We start from the raw sequence: 16,845 nt of genomic DNA, 5'->3' as shown, positions 1-16,845 counted from the left end.
GTCGAGATTGTTGCCTCGAACCAGGTCGAGAACCTGTTGCGCCGCGATGCCGACATCGCCATCCGCATGGTCAAGCCGGGGCAGAACGAGTTGCTGGCGCGCAAGGTCTGCGATATCAGACTCTGCGCCTGCGCGGCCAAATCCTATCTCGACAGGCGCGGTCGCCCGCTGCAGCCTGCCGACCTTGTCGAGCACGCTCTGGTCGGTTTCGACCGCAGCGACGAGATGATCAGGGGCTTCACCCAATATGGCATCCCTGTCACCCGCAGCAGCTTCCGCTTCAGGGCCGACAACCAGATCGTCTTGTGGGAAGCTGTGCGGGCGGGAAACGGCATTGGTCTCGGCCAGGAGCCGCTGGCCGACCGCGATCCATTGATGGAAAAGGTGCTGCCTGGCCTGCCGCTGCCGGTGCTGCCGGTATGGCTGGCCATGCATCGCGACGTGCGCACCAGCGTGCGCATCCGCCGCGTGGCGGATTTCCTTTACGACGAACTCAAACGCTATTCGGCCGGCGTGGCGTCGGGAGCAAATTCGGCGCGGTGAGCAAGCCCGGCCATCAGCAGCACGACAACCAGCAGCCCCGACATCGCGACGAAGATCGGGCCGAAGCTGAAATGCTCGGCAACGAAACCGATCGCCGACGGTGCCACCAAAATGCCGGAATAGCCCATGGTGGTGACCACGCTCATGCCGGTGCCCGACGACATGCCTTCCTGGTTGCCGCCGGCCGAAAAGATGATCGGCACCATGTTGGCGATGCCGAAGCCGCATAAGGCGAAGGCCGCGATGGCAAGCCAGGGCGAAGGTGACAGCCCGGCGATCAGCATGCCGGCGGCAGCGACGAGCGCCGACGCGCGCAACGTCATCACCGCGCCGAGGCGGTTGCGAACGCCGTCGCCGAAGAAGCGCATGATCGCCATGACACCTGAGAAAGCGGCATACGCAAGACCGGCAATGGCAAGGTCTGCACCAAGTTCCTGCCTGAGATAGAGTGCCGCCCAGTCGAGCACCGCGCCTTCGGAGATCATCGTCAGCAGCGCCATCAGGCCGACGAGGTAGACTAGCGGATTTCCCGGCAGCGCGAATTGGTGATGCTCGGTCGCCTGCGGCCTGTCCTCGGCGACCAGATGGCGAACCGCCACCGCGATCACCGCGAGGGCGAGCGCCGTCACCACCGCAGCGTGAGCGAGGTGGCCGTAGTGCTGGATGGCAAAGCCGCCAAGGCCGCCGCCGGCGAAACCGCCAAGGCTCCAGAAGCCGTGCGAGGACGACATGATGGCGCGCGAGAGCCGCCGTTCGACCACCACCGCATTGGCATTCATGGCGACGTCCATGCCGCCGATCGAGCCGCCGAAAATGAACATGGCGATGGCCGCCAGCGGCACGTTGGGGGCCAGCGCCACAACCAGCAGCCCAAGGCTGCCGCAAAGACCGAACCAGCGCAGCACGGTGCGCGAACCATGTTTCGAGATCAGGTGGCCGCACCAGGTCATCGCGGTGACAGCGCCGGCGCCGAACAGCAGGATCAGCAGGCCGAGCGTGAACTTAGTGATCTCCAGCCGTGTCAGAAACACCGGGATCTGCGGCGCCCAACTGCCGGTCAGGAAGCCGTTGGCGAGGAAAATGGCCGCAACGGCCCATCGTCCGCGAATGGCAGTCAGCATGGCAGTTGACACGTTCATAAGGCGAATCCGGTCAGAAATGGCTTCGCGCGGCAAATTAGATCGATTCAATTCCCAGTCAAGCAGTCTTTCGGGGAAAGCGCTTGGGCCAAACTTGGCTTTGGAGCGCCTAATGGTCCCGAGGGCGTCGCGCCTCGAATTCAGCCTTCTTGGCATCGGAGGCCTCGGTCTGGTTGAGCGCCTGCCATTCAGCATAGGGCATGCCGTAGACGATCTCGCGCGACTGGTCCTTGGACAGGTCGACGCCTTCGGCCTCGGCAGCTTCGCGATACCAGTTCGACAGGCAGTTGCGGCAGAAGCCGGCGAGGTTCATCAGGTCGATGTTCTGCACGTCGTTGCGCTCGCGCAGATGCTCGACCAGCCGGCGAAAGGCCGCAGCCTCGAAATCGCGCTTCTGCTCGTCGCTGAGTTCGGTCATCGAAACCTCCTTGCGGCTCTACAATGGCCCGGTTCGGGAGCCGAATTGCTTGACCACATGTATATCGGGACGGCGGTCGATTGCGTCAACGATCGGTGCCAGGCGCTGCGCCCAGGCGATCGCGCCCGTCTGGTCCGATATCAGGTCCTGGCGGATCTCGATCAGCGCATGGGCGAAGCCGTTGATGATGGCGTGCTTGTACATGGTGTCGCCGCGCAACGCGCCATCATAGGGTTCGTTGTCGCCAACCACGAGGCTCTTGTCGGCGGCCAGCATGTCGATCAGCGGCCGCGCCACCCGGTCATCCCGATCCCACAGGATGCCGACATGCCAGGGACGTTGGATCCCTTGCATGGCCGGGGTGAAGGAATGCACCGAGAAGATGAAGGGCGTCTGGGCAGAGGCCTGCGCGACCGAGGCAATCATGGCGCCGACGGCGTCGTGATAGGGCCGGTAGAAGGCGTCGAGCCGCCTTTCGCGCTCCTCGGCAGCAATCGGGTAGTTCCCGGGCACGACCGTGCCGTCATAGAGCTGGCGAATGAGCGTCGGATCGTCTTCTCCGCGATTGGGATCGATCAGCAGCCGCGAGAAATTGGCGAGCACCGCCGGCACGCCGAGCAAGGCAGCCAATTCGCGCGTCACCGCCTCGACGCCGATATCATAGGCGATGTGACGGTCAAACTCCGCCGCCGGCAGGCCGAGGCTGCCATAGTCCTCCGGCAGGTCGCGGCGGGCATGGTCGCCCAGAAGCACAATGCCTCGCTTGCGGTCGCCTTCGACGATGTCGAAAGGCGCGAAAACTGTGGATCGGTTCATTGGCGGGAAATGGTCTGTTCGCTGGCTTCCGGGGAGGGTGCTATCGTCATTCCACGAAGACGACGCTTGTGCAATGCCGTTGTTTGGCCAAGGTTTCCCGGGAAATCTGGCAGAAGTCGGCGAATTGTGCGCCGGAGCCTTTCTAAATCGATTGGAATTGGACAAAACGGCGCGTTGACATGCGCCCGGACTTTTCCGAAAAGGGGCGCAGAGAGATGCAGATGTGGTTCTTGAGGGGTTTTCGGATGGGTTCCGCCGGCAGGCAGCGCATGCGCTCCGCCTTTGCCATGCCGCTCCTGATCCTTGCCGTGGGCCTGTCGGCGATGGTCATGGCCTCGCCGGCGCGTGCCGATTTCCGTGTCTGCAACGCCACGCAGAACCTGGTCGGCGTCGGCATCGGCTATCGCGCCAAGGCCGGCTGGATCACCGAGGGCTGGTGGCACATCGAGGGATCGAGCTGCAAGACGCTGATCGAAGGACCGCTGTCATCAAGGTTTTACTATCTTTATGCAGAAGACGCCGAACGCGGTGGACGCTGGGACGGCCCGATCAACATGTGCGTGGCTGAAAAAGAGTTCAAGATCGCGGGCGTAACCGATTGCGTCGCACGGGGCTTTCAGCGCGCCGGATTCCAGGAATATGACACGGGCGAACAGGCAAGCTGGATGGTCCAGCTGACCGATGAGCCCGCAACGGGAGGCGCTCCAGCCACCCCGGGAACAAACAGTCAATGAGACGTAGCCGCAAGGTCAAGATCCTAGCCACCATCGGTCCGGCCTCCTCGTCGGAGGAGATGCTGAAGAAATTGTTCGAAGCGGGCGCCGATGTGTTCCGCATCAATATGAGCCATACCGATCACGAGCTGATGCGCACGCTGGTCGGACGCATCCGTACCGTCGAGGAAGCGGTCGGCCGGCCGATCGGTATTCTGGCCGACCTGCAAGGCCCCAAGCTGCGCGTCGGCAAGTTCGCCAATGGCAAGGAAGTGCTGACCGTCGGCCAGACCTTCACGCTCGACAACAATCCCGAGCCGGGCACATCAACCAGGGTCTACCTGCCGCATCCCGAAATCCTGAGCTCGGTAGAAGCTGGTCATCGCTTGCTGATCGATGACGGCAAGCTCGAATTGAAGGCGGTGAGAAGCGACGGCAAGTCGATCGTCTGCACGGTCATTGCCGGCACCACGATTTCCGACAAGAAAGGCGTCAGCCTGCCAGATACCGATCTGCCGGTCGGCGCGCTGACCGAGAAGGACCGCAAGGATCTCGATGCCGTTCTGTCGACGGGCGTCGACTGGGTTGCGCTGTCGTTCGTGCAGCGGCCGGAGGATCTGGCCGAAGCGCGCAAGATCGCGCGCGGCCGGGCACTGATCATGGCCAAGATCGAAAAGCCGCAGGCCGTTGCGCGGCTGGCCGAGATTATCGAACTGTCCGATGCCCTGATGGTCGCCCGCGGCGATCTCGGTGTCGAAATGCCGCTCGAGGCGGTGCCTGGCATCCAGAAGCAGATCACGCGCGCCGCGCGCCGCGCCGGCAAGCCGGTGGTGGTTGCAACGCAGATGCTGGAATCGATGATCACCGCCCCCGTGCCGACCCGCGCCGAGGTGTCCGATGTGTCGATCGCCGTCTTCGAAGGCGCCGATGCCATCATGCTGTCGGCGGAGTCCGCCGCAGGCGCCTATCCGGTCGAAGCGGTGGCGATGATGGACCGCATCGCCACCAAGGTCGAAACCGATCCGACCTATGCCGGCATCATCAACGCGCAGCGCTCCGAGCCGGAAGCAACCGGCGCCGACGCCATTTCGCTGGCCGCCCGCGAGATCGCCGAGACGCTGAAACTGTCGGCAATCATCACCTACACGGCGTCCGGCACCACCGGCCTGCGCGCCGCCCGCGAGCGTCCGCAGGTGCCGATCATCGCGCTGTCGCCGATCCTCAACACGGCGCGGCGGCTGTCGCTGCTGTGGGGCACGCATTGCGTCGTCTCGCCCGATGCCAGCGACCTCGACGACATGGTCAACCGCGCCTGCCGCATCGCCTTCGACGAAGGTTTCGGCAAGCCGGGCGACCGCGTCATCATCACCGCCGGCGTACCGCTGAGGACCCCCGGTTCGACCAACATGCTGCGTATCGCGTATGTCGGGTCGGACGTGCAAAGCACCCGTTAGATCGGTTCGCCTGGACCAGCAAGCGTGATCAGGTCGGCGCGAGTTCGGCCTGCGGCACCTTGAGGTCGGCGCATTTGCCGGCGCCATAGGCGTCGCCGGCAATACGCGCTTCCACGGTCCTGGCCATCGCCTGCAGGTCGATATCCTTGCCGGCGGCCTTCTCAATGGCGCCGACGACAAGGTCCGGGGCAATCCAGTCCGGCTTGTGGCCGAGATTGTGCACCCAGACCAGCTTGGCGCCGGCAATGTCGCGGACGAGGCCGACCGAGTGAATCTGCGCATAGACGACCTTGTCGCGATCGCCCGAAATGACCACGGTCGGCGCCTTGATCTCGGCGTAGTGGGGGGCGGCACCAAGGGCATAGCGATAGAGCCCGGCGACGTCGGTGGCGTTGGCACGAAAGGCCGGTGGCCGCAGCACCAGCGGGATCGAGGCGGTGGCGAGGTAATTGTCCGGCACCTTGTTGGGCGAGAAGACGCAGGTCGTGGCATCAGCCATCTGCAGCGTTCCCGCGGGATAGCTCAGCGTTTCGGTGAACAGCCGGCCGATCACCGGAATGGTCGTCAGATCATAGTACCAGGAGGTTGCACCGCCAGGCCAGGGATGGGTCGCCGGCGCAAGAAAGACCAGCCCAAGCGTCTTGTCGGCATGCTCGCGGCCAAACGCGGTGGTCGCGGCGGCGCCAAAGGAATGGCCGACGACGACAGCTTTCTTCATGCCGAGACGGTCCATCAGCGCGGCGATGGTGTTGGCTTGGGCCGACGGGCTTTCGTTGTTGCCCGGGCCACGCTCCGACCAGCCGAAACCCGGCCGGTCGATGAACAGCATTTCGGCGTGGCCTTCGAGCAGCGGCCGCAGCGGCAGCATCTGGTCCCTGAGATTGGCGCTGGCGCCATGAATGAAGACGATAGCCGGCAGCGAGGCATTCGCAGGCGCCGGAATATGCACATAGTGGATGCGGGCGCCATTGATGTCGGCGAAGTCGCCGATCGGCGGATTGCGCCGCTCGATAAGCCAAGAGCCGACGCGGGTGACGCCGACAAGGCCGAAGACAAGCGCCATCAGGAAGGCGAGGGCAGCGTAGATCAGGTTCATGCGGGGAAAATACGGGCTGGAGCGGAATTAGTTCTGGGGCATGCTGACGTTCAGGTGGGGCTGGCCTGCGAACGGCTGGGCCTGACCTGAATCTCAGCATACCCCGGCTGGGAGATCAGAGGCATCAAATGCCTTCGCCGGCAAGCTCTTCCGACAGTGAGGCGACCTGGTCCTGGGCGCTGCGCATCATTGGATAGATGGCCAGCACCTTTTGCCAGGCCTCGAGCGCCGATTGCTTGTGGCCCGTCAGGGCCATGATCTGCGCCAGGCCGGACAGCGCTCCGAAATGGCGCGGCTCGAGCTGCAGCGTATGGTCGATGTCGGACATCGACTTGCCGTAGTTCTTCATCATGAAATGCACGGTGGCGCGCCGGTTCCAGCCTTCGGCATATGTCGGCTGCAAGGTCACCACCTGATCGAGGAAATCGAGCGCGACATCGAATTTCTGGCCTTCGATGGCCTTTTGCGACCAAATCATCATCAGGTCGATCGAGGCGCTGCCGGATTGGAACCACTCGCTCCAGATGTTGCCGGCAATGCGCTCGGCAGCCTTTTCGTTGCGCTCCCGCTTCAGGTCGCTGAACAGCTGGTCGAGATGGGCCTGTTTCGTCATCACCGGCGGCGGGGCATCCGGGGCCGCCGGCGCAGCCGCCTGATCATCCGCCCGAGCCGGTAAGGCGACGGCACCGGAAACGAGAAAGATCGCCAGAAATGCAAAAAGAATCCGCATCGCCCGACTCTAATCCCGGGCGGCGGAACATCAAAGTGATTTTAGCGTGAGAAGGTCGGAGGACCGACGACAAGCATCAATCGGCGGAGGCACGAAGCCTCCGGCCGAAAGCTCAGCCCTGGCGTGCCTTGTAGCGCGGGGCAGTCTTGTTGATGATGTAGACGCGGCCCTTGCGGCGAACCAGCTGGTTGTCGCGATGACGCGCCTTCAGCGCCTTGAGCGAATTCTTGATCTTCATGGTCTTGCCTGTCGGTGTGGACCCGGTCCGGGTCGAAATTTTAAGGCGCGCCAGAAGACGCGCCTTTGAACTGTGGGTGGCTCATAAACGAGGAGCCTTGTCCGTGTCAACCGCAAGCGTGCTCTACCTCGCCATATCATCAAATATCCGCCATGTCGGGTTGGCGGCATTGCGCGGCCTCCAGCCGGCTGGGATGATGCGGTCGCCGTGAAGTGATTTGGGGATGATTATGCGCCGGATTTTCCTGTCCGCCTGCCTTGTCTTGCTGGCGGGAGCTTCGGCTGCCCGGGCGCAGGAATGCGACCGCAGCGACGGCAGCCAGCAGATGATGAACATCTGTGCCGGGGCGGACTATCAGGCCGCGGACGCCAGATTGAACAAGGCCTACCAGGACCTCATCAGCTCGGATGATGCCGACAGCAAGAAGTTGCTGCAGGCGGCGCAACGCGCCTGGATCGCCTTCCGCGACGCCGAATGCGCTCACTCGACCGCGGCCAGCGCGGGCGGCTCGATCCATTCGATGGAAGTTTCGCAATGCCTGACCAGGCTGACCAATGACCGCACCAAGCAGCTCGCTGCCGCGGCCAATTGCGAGGAGGGTGACGCGAGTTGCGCCAGTCCTGACGAGGACGAGAGCGGTGACGTACAATAACGCGGGTTTGTGAAGTCAGGCGCGAAGGCTGACCCGGGTGAAATGGCCCATCTTGCGGCCGGGCCGGGCCTCGGCCTTGCCATAGAGATGCAGCATCAGGTCGGGCTCGGCGAGCAATTCGGCGACACGCAGCACATCGTCACCGATCAGGTTTTCCATCACGCAGTCAAAATGGCGCTTAGGGTCTCCCAGCGGCAAGCCGGCGACGGCGCGGATGTGCTGCTCAAACTGCGAGACGATGCAGGCGGCTTCCGTCCAATGGCCGGAATTGTGCACCCGCGGCGCGATCTCGTTGGCCAGCAGCGAACCGTCGGGCAGCACGAAGAACTCGACGCCGATGACGCCGACATAGTCGAGCGCCGACAATATCTTCGATGCTGCCGCCTGTGCCGCGGCGGCTGTCTCGGGCCTAATGGCGGCCGGCAAGGTCGAAGTGTGGAGAATGCCTTTGCGGTGGACATTTTCGGCCGGATCGTAGGCGGCGACGGCGCCGTCCAGCCCTCGCGCCGCGATCACCGAAATCTCGCCCTCGAACGGCACGAAGCTCTCCAGGATCAGCGGTACATTGCCCATCGCCTCGCAGGTACCGGCGAAACCGCCGGCTTCCATGTTGCGGAAGACGCGCTGGCCCTTGCCGTCGTAGCCCATGCGGCGTGTCTTCAATATGCCACTGCCGCCGAATGCTTTCAGCGCCGCCGTCAGCTCGTCGTCATTGTCGACGGGGCGGAAATCCGCCGTGGCAATGCCGATGCCATTGAGGAACGTCTTCTCGCTTATCCTGTCTTGCGCCACATCAAGCGCGCGCGCCGGCGGATAGACCGGAACCTTGGTGGCCAGTGCGCTCGCAGCCGCAACCGGCACGTTCTCGAACTCGTAGGTGATGACGGAGCTTGCCGCAGCCAGCTCGGCAAGAGCGGCCGGGTCGTCATAGGCAGCCGTTATCTGCCGGTTGGCGACCTGTGCTGCCGGGCAATCCGCTTGCGGCTCCAGCACCACCGTGCGGTAGCCAAGGCGAGCGGCCGCCATCGCCAGCATGCGGCCGAGTTGGCCGCCGCCAATGATGCCGATTGTCGATCCGGCGGGCAGTCTCACGCTGCATCCGTCGGTTCGACCGCGACCTTGGCGGTCTGCGAGGCGCGCCAGGCATCCAGCCGCGTCGCAAGCTTGTCGTCGTAAAGCGCGAGCACGGCGGCAGCCAGAAGTGCAGCGTTGGTCGCACCGGCCTTGCCGATGGCCAGCGTTCCGACGGGAATGCCGGCCGGCATCTGGACGATGGAGAGCAGCGAATCCTGCCCCGAGAGCGCCTTCGATTCCACCGGCACGCCGAACACCGGCAGCGGCGTCATCGCCGCGGTCATGCCGGGCAGGTGCGCCGCACCGCCGGCGCCGGCGATGATCACCTTGTAACCGGCAGCCTTGGCGCCCTTGGCGAAATCATAGAGACGGTCGGGTGTGCGATGCGCGGAGACGATCAACCGCTTGTGCGGGATGCCGAGCGCCTCCAGCGTTTCGGCCGCATGGCGCATGGTTGCCCAGTCGGACTGGCTGCCCATGATGATGGCGACATCGGCGCGTTGATCGTCCAAGTCCGTGCTCCCCGGCGACAAAGGCGCGCCTTAGCGGAATTCGCGCGAAGCCGCAAGGATAGGCGGCCGCCGGTGCCGTTTGGCAAGACGGAAAGTGGGTCCTCCGGAGTCCAGGCGTCAGATGCTGCCGCGCTCGGCCTCGGGTGTCGAAACCAGCAAGGCCGAAGCGGCGTTGGCCGCGGTGACGGCGGCCAGCATGGCCTCTCCACGGGCAAGTGCGGCGGCCAGCGCACCAACGAATTCATCGCCCGCGCCATGCGTGCTGACGACCTTGACCGGGATGGCCGGCAACGCGAAGGCGGCACCGGTCCGGTCGCAACAAGCGACGCCCTCGCCGCCCGCCGTCACAATTGCGGTTGGGCAGAGTTCGACCAGAAGTCGCGCCGCTTGCGCGGCACCTTCCAATGTTTCGACCACAGCCAGACCGGTCAGGAATTCCGCCTCGATGGCGTTGACCACCAGGATGTCGACGAGCACGATCAGTTCACTGGAGAGTTTGCGCGCGGGGGCGGCATTGAGCAGGACGCGGCAGCCATGTCTCTTCACCGCGCGTGCGGCGGCAATGTTGGCGGCCCCAGGTATCTCGTTCTGCAAAAGCAGTACGGACGTTTGTGCCACTACCTTGGAAGCAGCCGCGATGTCCCTGTCGCCAAGCGTGAGATTGCTGCCCGAAACGATCACCGCGCCGTAGTCGCCGCTTTCGTCGAAGATCGCCACGCTCATGCCGGACCCGGCGCCCGGCGCCAGCCGAACGAAGCGACGGTCGACGCCGGCACGATCGAGATTGGCCAGTAGCGCCCTGCCGAAATCATCGTCGCCAACGGCGCCGATCATCGCCACGCGCATACCGGCCCTTGCCGCCGAGACCGCCTGGTTGCCGCCCTTCCCGCCGCATTTCGGGTGCCAGGCATGGCCGGTCACCGTTTCGCCCTTGCGCGGGCGGTCGGGCGCGTCGACCATGATGTCATAGTGCAGGCTGCCGAACACGGTGACCAGCGGCGGTATCCTCATGAGCCCCGGTCTTTTCTTTTCGATGCCACCGCCGACATGGTGCGGCCGAGATTGCGTTCCGCCGCCTGGTAGTCGCGCTGCGCCACCGCCACGAACAACGCGTCGAGGATGTTGAGCTGGGCGATGCGGGCCGCCGCGTTCTCTCCCATCAGCGGCGAGCCCTGCGCGGTGGAGCACAGCACAATGTCGGCGACACCGGCCAACGGCGAATTGTTGTAGTTGGTGATGGCAAGCGTGCGTGCGCCGTTCCTGCGGGCAAGCTGGATGGCGTCGATGACGGCCGACGTGTTGCCGGAGTGCGAGAAGCCGACGGCGATGTCGTCTGGGCCGAGCAGCGAGGCCGACATCAGCATCATGTGCGAGTCATCAAAGACATTCGTGCGGATGCCGATGCGCAGGAATTTGTGAGACACGTCGCGCGCGATCTGCGCCGAACCGCCGACGCCGTAGAAGTCACGATTCCCGGCGCGGTACAGAAGATCGGCGGCGCGGTCGAAATCCTCGATGTTGAGGATGGCCAGCGTCTCCTCCAGCGCCTGGATGGAGGTGCGGAACACCTTCTGCACGATCTCGGCCGAACTATCGTCCGACGACAGTTCCTGGTGCATCTCCGCGGTCGGCAGGCGGCTGTATTCATAGACGGCGGTGCGGAAGTCGCGATAGCCGGAGAAGCCAAGCTTCTTGGCGATCTTGACGACCATCGCTTCCGACACACCGGATTCCTCGGCGATCCGCTTCAGCGGAATGCTCTCGTCGAAGCCGCGTCGGCCAAAGACCGTTTCCACCACCTTCGCCTCCAGCGGTGTGAGATGCGGCATCATCATGCGGATGCGCGGTCCCACCGCTTTCAGGTCCAGCCCGCTCAAGGTCATCCACGCCCCCTCGTCATACGTCAGGCCCGAGCATGATTTCCTGTATGATGGCCTGCGACGTCACCGCGTCCTGGCGCTCGATGGCGGCGGACAGCCGGTTGTCCTGGTCGATCCGGTCGACGACCCGCAGCATGCGCTTGACGGTGGCAATATTGACCTCGCACTCATGCACCGGATCGAGACCCGTCATGTCGGGAAAGGTGTCGAAATAGATAGCGCCGGCGTAGCCGTCTCTGCGGATTTGCCGGAGCAGTTCGATTGTCTGCAGCGTATGCACGGCGCCGACCATCAGGCCGTCGTCGCGTTTGGCGTAGCCGTCATTGAGATGCACGCCGAGCAGCTTGCTGTGGCGCGCCACCAGGGCGGCGGCGAAGGCCGGCTGCTCGTCGGCGTAGAGCACATGGGCGAAATCGAGCGTGACGCCGAGATTGGGCAGTCCGACATCGCGGATTGCCAGCAAGGTCGTCGCCGCATCCGGCATCAGGCTGTAGGAGCGCGGCTCGTTTGGCTTGTACTCCAGGCTGATCTGGCAGCCGGGGTCATGCGCGGCTACTTCACGAATTCCGTCAATTTCGTGTTGCCAGAGTGTCGCATAGTCGGCCTGGAAGGCGTAATCGAAGCCATCCTGTCCGAGCCACAGCGTCATCAGGCTGGCGCCGGCCTCGCGCACGGCGTCGATGCCGGCCTTGGTCAGGTCGATGGCTTCGCGGCGCACTGCCGGATCCGGATTGGTGAAGGCGCCGAGCTTGAAGGCCGGGTTGGAGTAGTAGCGCATGGCGAAGCCATTAATGGAAAGGCCAAGGTTGCCCAAGTTTCGCGCGATTTCAGCCGGCCTTTCGCTGACATGGTCGGGGAAATTCAAATCGAGGTCGGTCAGCCCGGCAACCCTGGCAGCGCGCGCTGCCATCTGCATCAGTGACGGCTTGCCGGTGAGATCCGGCCATTCGGCCTGCGGCTGCGAGGCAAAGGAATTCAGGCGCGTGGCGAAACGATTGGCTGTCATGATTGACCCTTCAACGTTCATAACTTCACACAAGCAAAGATATTTGTAAAGTTATTGGTGCGAGGGCGTTAGAGCGACGGTCAGGCCGCAATCCCGGCCCGGCCGAGCCACGCAAACGCGGGCCGGGAAGCGGCGATTTCTTGACTGGCCCCGTGGGTCGGAGAATCTGTCAGGGCGGTGGCGGGATCAGTGACGAGGCTGGATCTCCTCACACCGCCGCCTTGCGGAAGCGGGCGACGAAGTCGTCGAGTTCGGGGCGCTCCATGTCGGAGATCGCCCAGTAGGAGAACGCGCCGTCGCTCCAGTGCACCAGCGAGAAGCCGCCTGACGAGAGATCGTCAGGTGCTGTGGTGCCGCCGCCCTGCTGCGGTTCGGCGACCAGCGTGATCAGATGCTCGCGGTGGCGGTAGACCAGCGCCGGTACCGGCCGGTCGGCGATCACCTCGACTCGGCCGCCGATCAATGCGTAGCCATCCTGGGCGAGGTCCGGCGCCGGCGGCGACACGCCGATCCGAGCATCTAGCCACGGCTTCACCGTGTGGCGGTCGGACGAGACGATGTCGATCGGACTCGCCGCAAGCAGGCTGCGGCGATGGCCGCTGGCGACCGCCGCGGCAAAGCTGTCGGACGCGCTGTTGACCATCACCCATTGTGTCGCGCCGCTTGCCAGCACGGCGCTGATCATGATCGACGCTGCCATGGCACGCCAGTCGAACGAGCCGAAGCGGCGTGGCCTAGGCAGGACCCGCGTCTGCGACGGGCGTGTCTCGGCGTTTCGCCTCTGGCCTGCACCGGTCGGGATAATCAACCCCGGTTGCGCCGGCGGCGCGCCCTGCTGCGGCTCCGCCGGATCGTCTTGCGTCTGTTGTGCCGTGGCTGCAACGCCGATCGCCGCGATGCGGGCCTGAAAGGCATCGCTGACATCGGGGCGCGGCAAGCGGTTCACCGCCGCATGCAAGGCGACGATGCGAGCGTGTTCGGCGGCAAGCTGCGGGTCGGCGGCGATGCGCCGCTCCACCGCCAGTGCCGCAGCCGCGTCGAGCTCGCCATCAATGAGGGCATGGATCATCAGCCTGATACCTTCGGGATCGTTGGGCAGTCCGTCGTCATGGTTGGTCATGGCGCTCTCCCCAGTTCAGACACAAGCAGGCCGCGGGCACGGGCCAGCCGCGACATGACGGTGCCCATCGGCACGCCGAGCATCGCCGCTATCTCGCGATAGCTGAGGCCGTTGATATCGCGCAGCACCAGCGTCTCGCGATACGGCTGCGGCAGTGCCGCGATCGACGCCTCCAGTGCCGCCGTGTCGGCCTTGGCGATCAGGCTCGCCTCCGGACCGTCTTCGTCCGGCAGCCTGGTACCGTGCGCCGCTGCCATCTCGTCGAGATCGCCGAGGTCGCCGACGGCCAGCATGGCGCGCGGCCGGTTGCGCGACATCCAGGTGTAGGCGGTGTTGCGCACGATGGTCAGCAGCCAGGCGCGGGCATTGCCGCCGGCATAACCGGCAATGCCGGCATGTGCTTTCACGCAGGCTTCCTGCACAACATCCTCGGCATCGGCGGCATTGCCGGTCAGCCAGCGGGCGAGCGCAAGCGCATCGCCGAGATGGGGCAGCACCACCTCACCGAAGCGCTCGGCCAGGGCCTTCTCGCTCAACACCGCAGCATGATCCGGCACTCCGGGAAGGTTCTGCCATGCGCCCTCAAGGCGCGACGGTGATCTTGCCCTGCATGTGCGGGTGGAGCCCGCAGAAATAGGCAAAGTCGCCTGCTTTGGTGAAGGTGAATTCATATGTGTCACCGGTGTCAAGCGCCTTGGGGGAGGGTCTGACGACGATCATGCGCTCCGGCGCGAGACGACAGCTGGTGCCATGGTCGCTGTCATCCTCGCAATGATGGGGCATGTCAGGCTCCTCAACGCCTGCAACGGCGTATGTCGAGGAGACTTGTTCCAGTGACGGTTTATTCCCGCCGGGTGCAAATGCGGCTGTTCACAGTCGCGTGATCAGCCGGTCGTAGCCGGTGCATTTTTGGATGTATGTCGGTTTGGCGCTCAATCCGGCCAGCGCAAAGAGCCGGACGAATCCTTGCGGGCTGGCTTCATGGCGTCGACGGGCCGGTCGGCCGCGGTCAATACGGCTCGCAGCCGTTCGGCAACGATCTCCGCTTCGCCGGGATGCAGATTGCACGGGTCGAGGAAGAAATGGCCGCGTTCCACCTCGTGGTTGCGCACAATGATGGGCGGCGGGCCTGCGGCCAGAGCCGAGGCGAGGCCGGCGGCGGTGAACCGGCTCTCGGGCGACACGAAGATCTGCAGCCGGTCGAGCGGATTGGCGGTCGGATCAGGGATTATCTGCGCGACGATGCCCGGCAGGCCCTGCAACGTGTCCTTCCACAGGTTGAGGGCTGCTTCTTCACGCCGGCGGATGCCGGCATGGTCACGCTTTTCCCAGGCTTCCAGTGCCGCCATGGTGCCGGCGATGCTTTCCTTGCCGACCTTCATGGCGCGTGCGACGCCACGGTTCTGCAGATAGGCGGCGCGCACCAGATCCTTGCGCCCGGTGACGATGCCGCTGGTCGGTCCGCTGAGGAATTTGTGTCCGCTGTAGATGACGATGTCGGCGCCGCGCTCCAGGAAGCCGCGCAGATCATATTCGGAAGCGGCGTCGACAATCACCGGGACGCCCCTGGCGTGGCAGATTTCGCAGAATTCCTCCAGCGACAGCATGCCGTACTGCACGGTGTGGTGCGCGACGACATAGAGGCCCGCCGCCGTGCGGTCGCGGATCGCGTCGCGCACATGATAGTCCTGGGTCACGCTGACCGTGCCGGCGGGAATGGTCCTTGCTCCGGCCAGCCGGATCGACTGGTCGATCGGCGCGCCGTAATTGACGATATGACCGAGCTGGACGATGACTTCCGACTTGAGATCCTCGGTGTCGTCCGGCAGGCGCTCGATGGCGAGCAGGTTGGTCCCGGTCATCGCGCCGGCGATCGCCATGGTGATGCCGCTGGCGCAGCAAGCGGTGATGAAACCGGCCTCGCCGCCGGTGAGGCGGGCAACGACCGTGCTTGCGGCGCGCTGCAGATCGTCCATCTCCACCCATTGCGAGGCTATTTCAGCCATGGCGCTGATCGCTTCCGGGACGATGATCGATGCGCCAAGCGCGGTCATCGTGCCGGAGACATTGATGATCGGGCGAAGGCCGAGCCGTTCGCGGATGGTGGTGTTGGAGCCGTCGGCGGAATAGGTGTTCATTTCTCGGATTCCATTTCTAAAGGTCAGGCGGCGATCTCGACAACCGCCTCGATTTCAACGGTGATATTTCCGGGCAAGGAGCCGACCCCGATCGCCGAGCGGGCATGACCGCCAATATTGTCGAAGACATCGGCGAACAGGTCGGAACAACCGTTGACCACCTTTGGGTGATCGCTGAAGGTCGGTATCGCGTTGACGAAGCCGAGCAGCTTGACGATGCGTACGATGCGACCGAGGTCGCCGGCGGCTGCGTGCATGACGGCGAGGAGATTGAGGCCAGTGAGGCGGGCATGCTGATAGGCCTCCTCGACGGTGACATCGTCTCCCACCTTGCCGGTGAACAGCGTGCCGTCGGCCCGCAGTGGTCCCTGACCGGACAGGAAAATCAACCGCCCGCTTTCGGCATGGGTGACGAAGTTGGCGATCGGGGTCGGCGGCTCGGGCAGCGTCAAGCCGAGTTCGGCGAGCCGGATGTAGGGCGTCATCAAATGCTCCTTGCGAACAGCTTTCGCTGTCCAGTGTCAGAAATGCGAGGCGCGGAAGCGCGCCAGGAAAGTGCGGAGGCGCTCGTTGGTGGTCTCTGCCGCGAGAATCTCCTTCGGTGGGCCGACGGCGCTGACGCCACCATCGGCCATGAAGACGATGCGGCTCGAAGCATCGCGGGCGAAGGCCATCTCATGTGTCACCATCAGCATGGTCATGCCGTCCTCCGCGAGGCTGCGCACGACGGCCAGCACTTCGCCGACGAGTTCGGGATCGAGCGCCGAGGTTATCTCGTCAAGCAACAGGATCTTCGGCTCCATAGCCACCGCCCGCGCAATGCCGACGCGCTGCTGYTGGCCGCCTGACAGTTCGGCGGGGAGGCTGTCGGCCTTGTGGGCGAGGCCGACGCGGCCGAGCCAGTGCTCGGCGATCGAGCGCGCCTCGGCTTCGCTTTTTCCACGCACCTTGCGCAGCCCGAGCATGATGTTGCCGGCCGCCGTCAGGTGCGGAAACAGGTTGAAGCTCTGGAACACCATCCCGGTTTCGGCACGCATCGCGGCGAGATCTCGTTCGCTGCGGCGCTGACGGGTTCCCGGGTCGCGGAAGCCCACCTCCTTGCCGTCGATGCGGATCGAGCCGCTGTCGTAGCTTTCCAGGAAGTTGACGCAACGCAGCAGCGTCGTCTTGCCGCTGCCCGAGGGGCCGATGACCGTCACCACCTCGCCGCGCGCCACCTCCAGGCTGACCGAACGCAGGACCTGGACGGCGCCAAAGGATTTGGAAACGTCGCGGACGTCGAGAAGGGCCGGCGTGTCGTTCGAACTTGTGGACAT

Annotated in this window: 21 protein-coding genes; 4 read left to right on the top strand and 17 right to left on the bottom strand. The window is 64.4% G+C overall.

Translation table 11 applies throughout. The annotated features are described in order from the left end of the window. On the top strand, window positions 1-543 hold a 543-nt coding region (locus tag AC1D0I_RS18130), incomplete at its 5' end, for a LysR substrate-binding domain-containing protein (protein ID WP_477396779.1). On the opposite strand, the gene AC1D0I_RS18125 is transcribed toward AC1D0I_RS18130, so the two are convergent. The 3 genes from AC1D0I_RS18125 to AC1D0I_RS18115 form a co-directional block, all read right to left on the bottom strand. Further along, entirely contained in the window at window positions 501-1,682 is a 1,182-nt protein-coding gene (locus AC1D0I_RS18125; protein WP_477396777.1) for an MFS transporter, read from the bottom strand. The genes AC1D0I_RS18130 and AC1D0I_RS18125 overlap by 43 nt on opposite strands. A 109-nt stretch (window positions 1,683-1,791) precedes the next feature. Then, a complete protein-coding gene (locus tag AC1D0I_RS18120) occupies window positions 1,792-2,100 on the bottom strand; it encodes a DUF1244 domain-containing protein (protein ID WP_477299973.1) in 309 nt (102 codons plus the stop codon). A gap of 18 nt (window positions 2,101-2,118) precedes the next feature. Beyond that, window positions 2,119-2,916, bottom strand: coding sequence for an N-formylglutamate amidohydrolase (locus AC1D0I_RS18115; protein WP_477396776.1), 798 nt, complete (start codon window positions 2,914-2,916; stop codon window positions 2,119-2,121). 287 nt (window positions 2,917-3,203) lie between these two features. On the opposite strand from AC1D0I_RS18115, the gene AC1D0I_RS18110 reads away from it, so the two are divergent. Then, window positions 3,204-3,650 (top strand): DUF1036 domain-containing protein, encoded by a 447-nt coding sequence (locus tag AC1D0I_RS18110; protein WP_477300185.1) that lies wholly within the window; start codon window positions 3,204-3,206, stop codon window positions 3,648-3,650. Next, a complete protein-coding gene (pyk, locus tag AC1D0I_RS18105) occupies window positions 3,647-5,083 on the top strand; it encodes a pyruvate kinase (protein ID WP_095089422.1) in 1,437 nt (478 codons plus the stop codon). The genes AC1D0I_RS18110 and pyk overlap by 4 nt, the downstream gene beginning before the upstream one ends. 28 nt (window positions 5,084-5,111) lie before the next feature. Here pyk and AC1D0I_RS18100 read toward each other — a convergent pair whose 3' ends face one another. From AC1D0I_RS18100 to ykgO, 3 genes are all read right to left on the bottom strand, one after another. Beyond that, entirely contained in the window at window positions 5,112-6,179 is a 1,068-nt protein-coding gene (locus AC1D0I_RS18100) for an alpha/beta fold hydrolase (protein ID WP_477396774.1), read from the bottom strand. A gap of 124 nt (window positions 6,180-6,303) precedes the next feature. Continuing rightward, window positions 6,304-6,909 carry a tetratricopeptide repeat protein gene (locus AC1D0I_RS18095; RefSeq protein WP_477396772.1) on the bottom strand — a complete coding sequence of 202 codons (606 nt, stop codon included), beginning with the start codon at window positions 6,907-6,909 and terminating at the stop codon, window positions 6,304-6,306. Window positions 6,910-7,021: 112 nt separating this feature from the next. Beyond that, window positions 7,022-7,147: a type B 50S ribosomal protein L36 gene (gene ykgO, locus AC1D0I_RS18090; protein WP_006327841.1), complete on the bottom strand. Its 126-nt coding sequence runs from the start codon at window positions 7,145-7,147 to the stop codon at window positions 7,022-7,024. Between the two features lie 229 nt (window positions 7,148-7,376). On the opposite strand from ykgO, the gene AC1D0I_RS18085 reads away from it, so the two are divergent. Continuing rightward, entirely contained in the window at window positions 7,377-7,799 is a 423-nt protein-coding gene (locus AC1D0I_RS18085; protein WP_477396770.1) for a lysozyme inhibitor LprI family protein, read from the top strand. A gap of 15 nt (window positions 7,800-7,814) precedes the next feature. Here the strand turns inward: AC1D0I_RS18085 and AC1D0I_RS18080 are convergent, their stop codons facing one another. From AC1D0I_RS18080 to AC1D0I_RS18030, 11 genes are all read right to left on the bottom strand, one after another. Further along, on the bottom strand, window positions 7,815-8,891 hold the full coding sequence (locus tag AC1D0I_RS18080; protein ID WP_477396768.1) for a 5-(carboxyamino)imidazole ribonucleotide synthase: 1,077 nt from the start codon (window positions 8,889-8,891) through the stop codon (window positions 7,815-7,817). Next, a complete protein-coding gene (gene purE / locus AC1D0I_RS18075; protein ID WP_477396766.1) occupies window positions 8,888-9,385 on the bottom strand; it encodes a 5-(carboxyamino)imidazole ribonucleotide mutase in 498 nt (165 codons plus the stop codon). Before purE ends, AC1D0I_RS18080 begins: the two co-directional genes overlap by 4 nt. Window positions 9,386-9,502: 117 nt before the next feature. Continuing rightward, a complete protein-coding gene (locus tag AC1D0I_RS18070; RefSeq protein ID WP_477396765.1) occupies window positions 9,503-10,396 on the bottom strand; it encodes a ribokinase in 894 nt (297 codons plus the stop codon). Next, complete coding sequence (locus AC1D0I_RS18065; RefSeq protein ID WP_477396763.1) at window positions 10,393-11,268, bottom strand: MurR/RpiR family transcriptional regulator; 876 nt, start codon at window positions 11,266-11,268, stop codon at window positions 10,393-10,395. Before AC1D0I_RS18065 ends, AC1D0I_RS18070 begins: the two co-directional genes overlap by 4 nt. A 13-nt stretch (window positions 11,269-11,281) precedes the next feature. Then, window positions 11,282-12,271, bottom strand: coding sequence for a sugar phosphate isomerase/epimerase family protein (locus tag AC1D0I_RS18060; protein ID WP_095089630.1), 990 nt, complete (start codon window positions 12,269-12,271; stop codon window positions 11,282-11,284). 208 nt (window positions 12,272-12,479) lie between these two features. Further along, window positions 12,480-13,391 carry an anti-sigma factor family protein gene (locus AC1D0I_RS18055; protein WP_477396761.1) on the bottom strand — a complete coding sequence of 304 codons (912 nt, stop codon included), beginning with the start codon at window positions 13,389-13,391 and terminating at the stop codon, window positions 12,480-12,482. Then, window positions 13,388-13,927, bottom strand: a complete 540-nt coding sequence (locus AC1D0I_RS18050) for a sigma-70 family RNA polymerase sigma factor (protein WP_477396759.1) — start codon at window positions 13,925-13,927, stop codon at window positions 13,388-13,390. Before AC1D0I_RS18050 ends, AC1D0I_RS18055 begins: the two co-directional genes overlap by 4 nt. Window positions 13,928-13,973: 46 nt before the next feature. Beyond that, window positions 13,974-14,174, bottom strand: coding sequence for a plastocyanin/azurin family copper-binding protein (locus tag AC1D0I_RS18045; RefSeq protein ID WP_477299962.1), 201 nt, complete (start codon window positions 14,172-14,174; stop codon window positions 13,974-13,976). A 149-nt stretch (window positions 14,175-14,323) separates the two neighbouring features. After that, window positions 14,324-15,529 (bottom strand): aminotransferase class V-fold PLP-dependent enzyme, encoded by a 1,206-nt coding sequence (locus AC1D0I_RS18040; RefSeq protein ID WP_477396757.1) that lies wholly within the window; start codon window positions 15,527-15,529, stop codon window positions 14,324-14,326. A 23-nt stretch (window positions 15,530-15,552) separates the two neighbouring features. Then, on the bottom strand, window positions 15,553-16,014 hold the full coding sequence (locus AC1D0I_RS18035) for a RidA family protein (protein WP_095089405.1): 462 nt from the start codon (window positions 16,012-16,014) through the stop codon (window positions 15,553-15,555). 36 nt (window positions 16,015-16,050) lie between these two features. Then, entirely contained in the window at window positions 16,051-16,845 is a 795-nt protein-coding gene (locus AC1D0I_RS18030) for an amino acid ABC transporter ATP-binding protein (RefSeq protein ID WP_095089404.1), read from the bottom strand.

It is taken from the genome of Mesorhizobium sp. P2_D1, from assembly GCF_056404455.1.
The sequence above is the reverse complement of the archived record's forward strand: the minus strand, read 5'-3'. Positions and strand labels throughout refer to the sequence as shown.

Bases quoted from the DNA above. Each gene is read 5' to 3' on its own strand.
- AC1D0I_RS18060 (WP_095089630.1), bottom strand. From the start codon at position 12,271: ATGACAGCCAATCGTTTCGCCACGCGCCTGAATTCCTTTGCCTCGCAG.
- ykgO (WP_006327841.1), bottom strand. From the start codon at position 7,147: ATGAAGATCAAGAATTCGCTCAAGGCGCTGAAGGCGCGTCATCGCGAC.
- AC1D0I_RS18120 (WP_477299973.1), bottom strand. From the start codon at position 2,100: ATGACCGAACTCAGCGACGAGCAGAAGCGCGATTTCGAGGCTGCGGCC.
- AC1D0I_RS18070 (WP_477396765.1), bottom strand. From the start codon at position 10,396: ATGAGGATACCGCCGCTGGTCACCGTGTTCGGCAGCCTGCACTATGAC.
- AC1D0I_RS18100 (WP_477396774.1), bottom strand. From the start codon at position 6,179: ATGAACCTGATCTACGCTGCCCTCGCCTTCCTGATGGCGCTTGTCTTC.
- AC1D0I_RS18035 (WP_095089405.1), bottom strand. From the start codon at position 16,014: ATGACGCCCTACATCCGGCTCGCCGAACTCGGCTTGACGCTGCCCGAG.
- AC1D0I_RS18040 (WP_477396757.1), bottom strand. From the start codon at position 15,529: ATGAACACCTATTCCGCCGACGGCTCCAACACCACCATCCGCGAACGG.
- AC1D0I_RS18055 (WP_477396761.1), bottom strand. From the start codon at position 13,391: ATGACCAACCATGACGACGGACTGCCCAACGATCCCGAAGGTATCAGG.
- AC1D0I_RS18110 (WP_477300185.1), top strand. From the start codon at position 3,204: ATGCCGCTCCTGATCCTTGCCGTGGGCCTGTCGGCGATGGTCATGGCC.
- AC1D0I_RS18045 (WP_477299962.1), bottom strand. From the start codon at position 14,174: ATGCCCCATCATTGCGAGGATGACAGCGACCATGGCACCAGCTGTCGT.
- AC1D0I_RS18065 (WP_477396763.1), bottom strand. From the start codon at position 11,268: ATGACCTTGAGCGGGCTGGACCTGAAAGCGGTGGGACCGCGCATCCGC.
- AC1D0I_RS18125 (WP_477396777.1), bottom strand. From the start codon at position 1,682: ATGAACGTGTCAACTGCCATGCTGACTGCCATTCGCGGACGATGGGCC.
- AC1D0I_RS18095 (WP_477396772.1), bottom strand. From the start codon at position 6,909: ATGCGGATTCTTTTTGCATTTCTGGCGATCTTTCTCGTTTCCGGTGCC.
- AC1D0I_RS18115 (WP_477396776.1), bottom strand. From the start codon at position 2,916: ATGAACCGATCCACAGTTTTCGCGCCTTTCGACATCGTCGAAGGCGAC.
- AC1D0I_RS18085 (WP_477396770.1), top strand. From the start codon at position 7,377: ATGCGCCGGATTTTCCTGTCCGCCTGCCTTGTCTTGCTGGCGGGAGCT.
- pyk (WP_095089422.1), top strand. From the start codon at position 3,647: ATGAGACGTAGCCGCAAGGTCAAGATCCTAGCCACCATCGGTCCGGCC.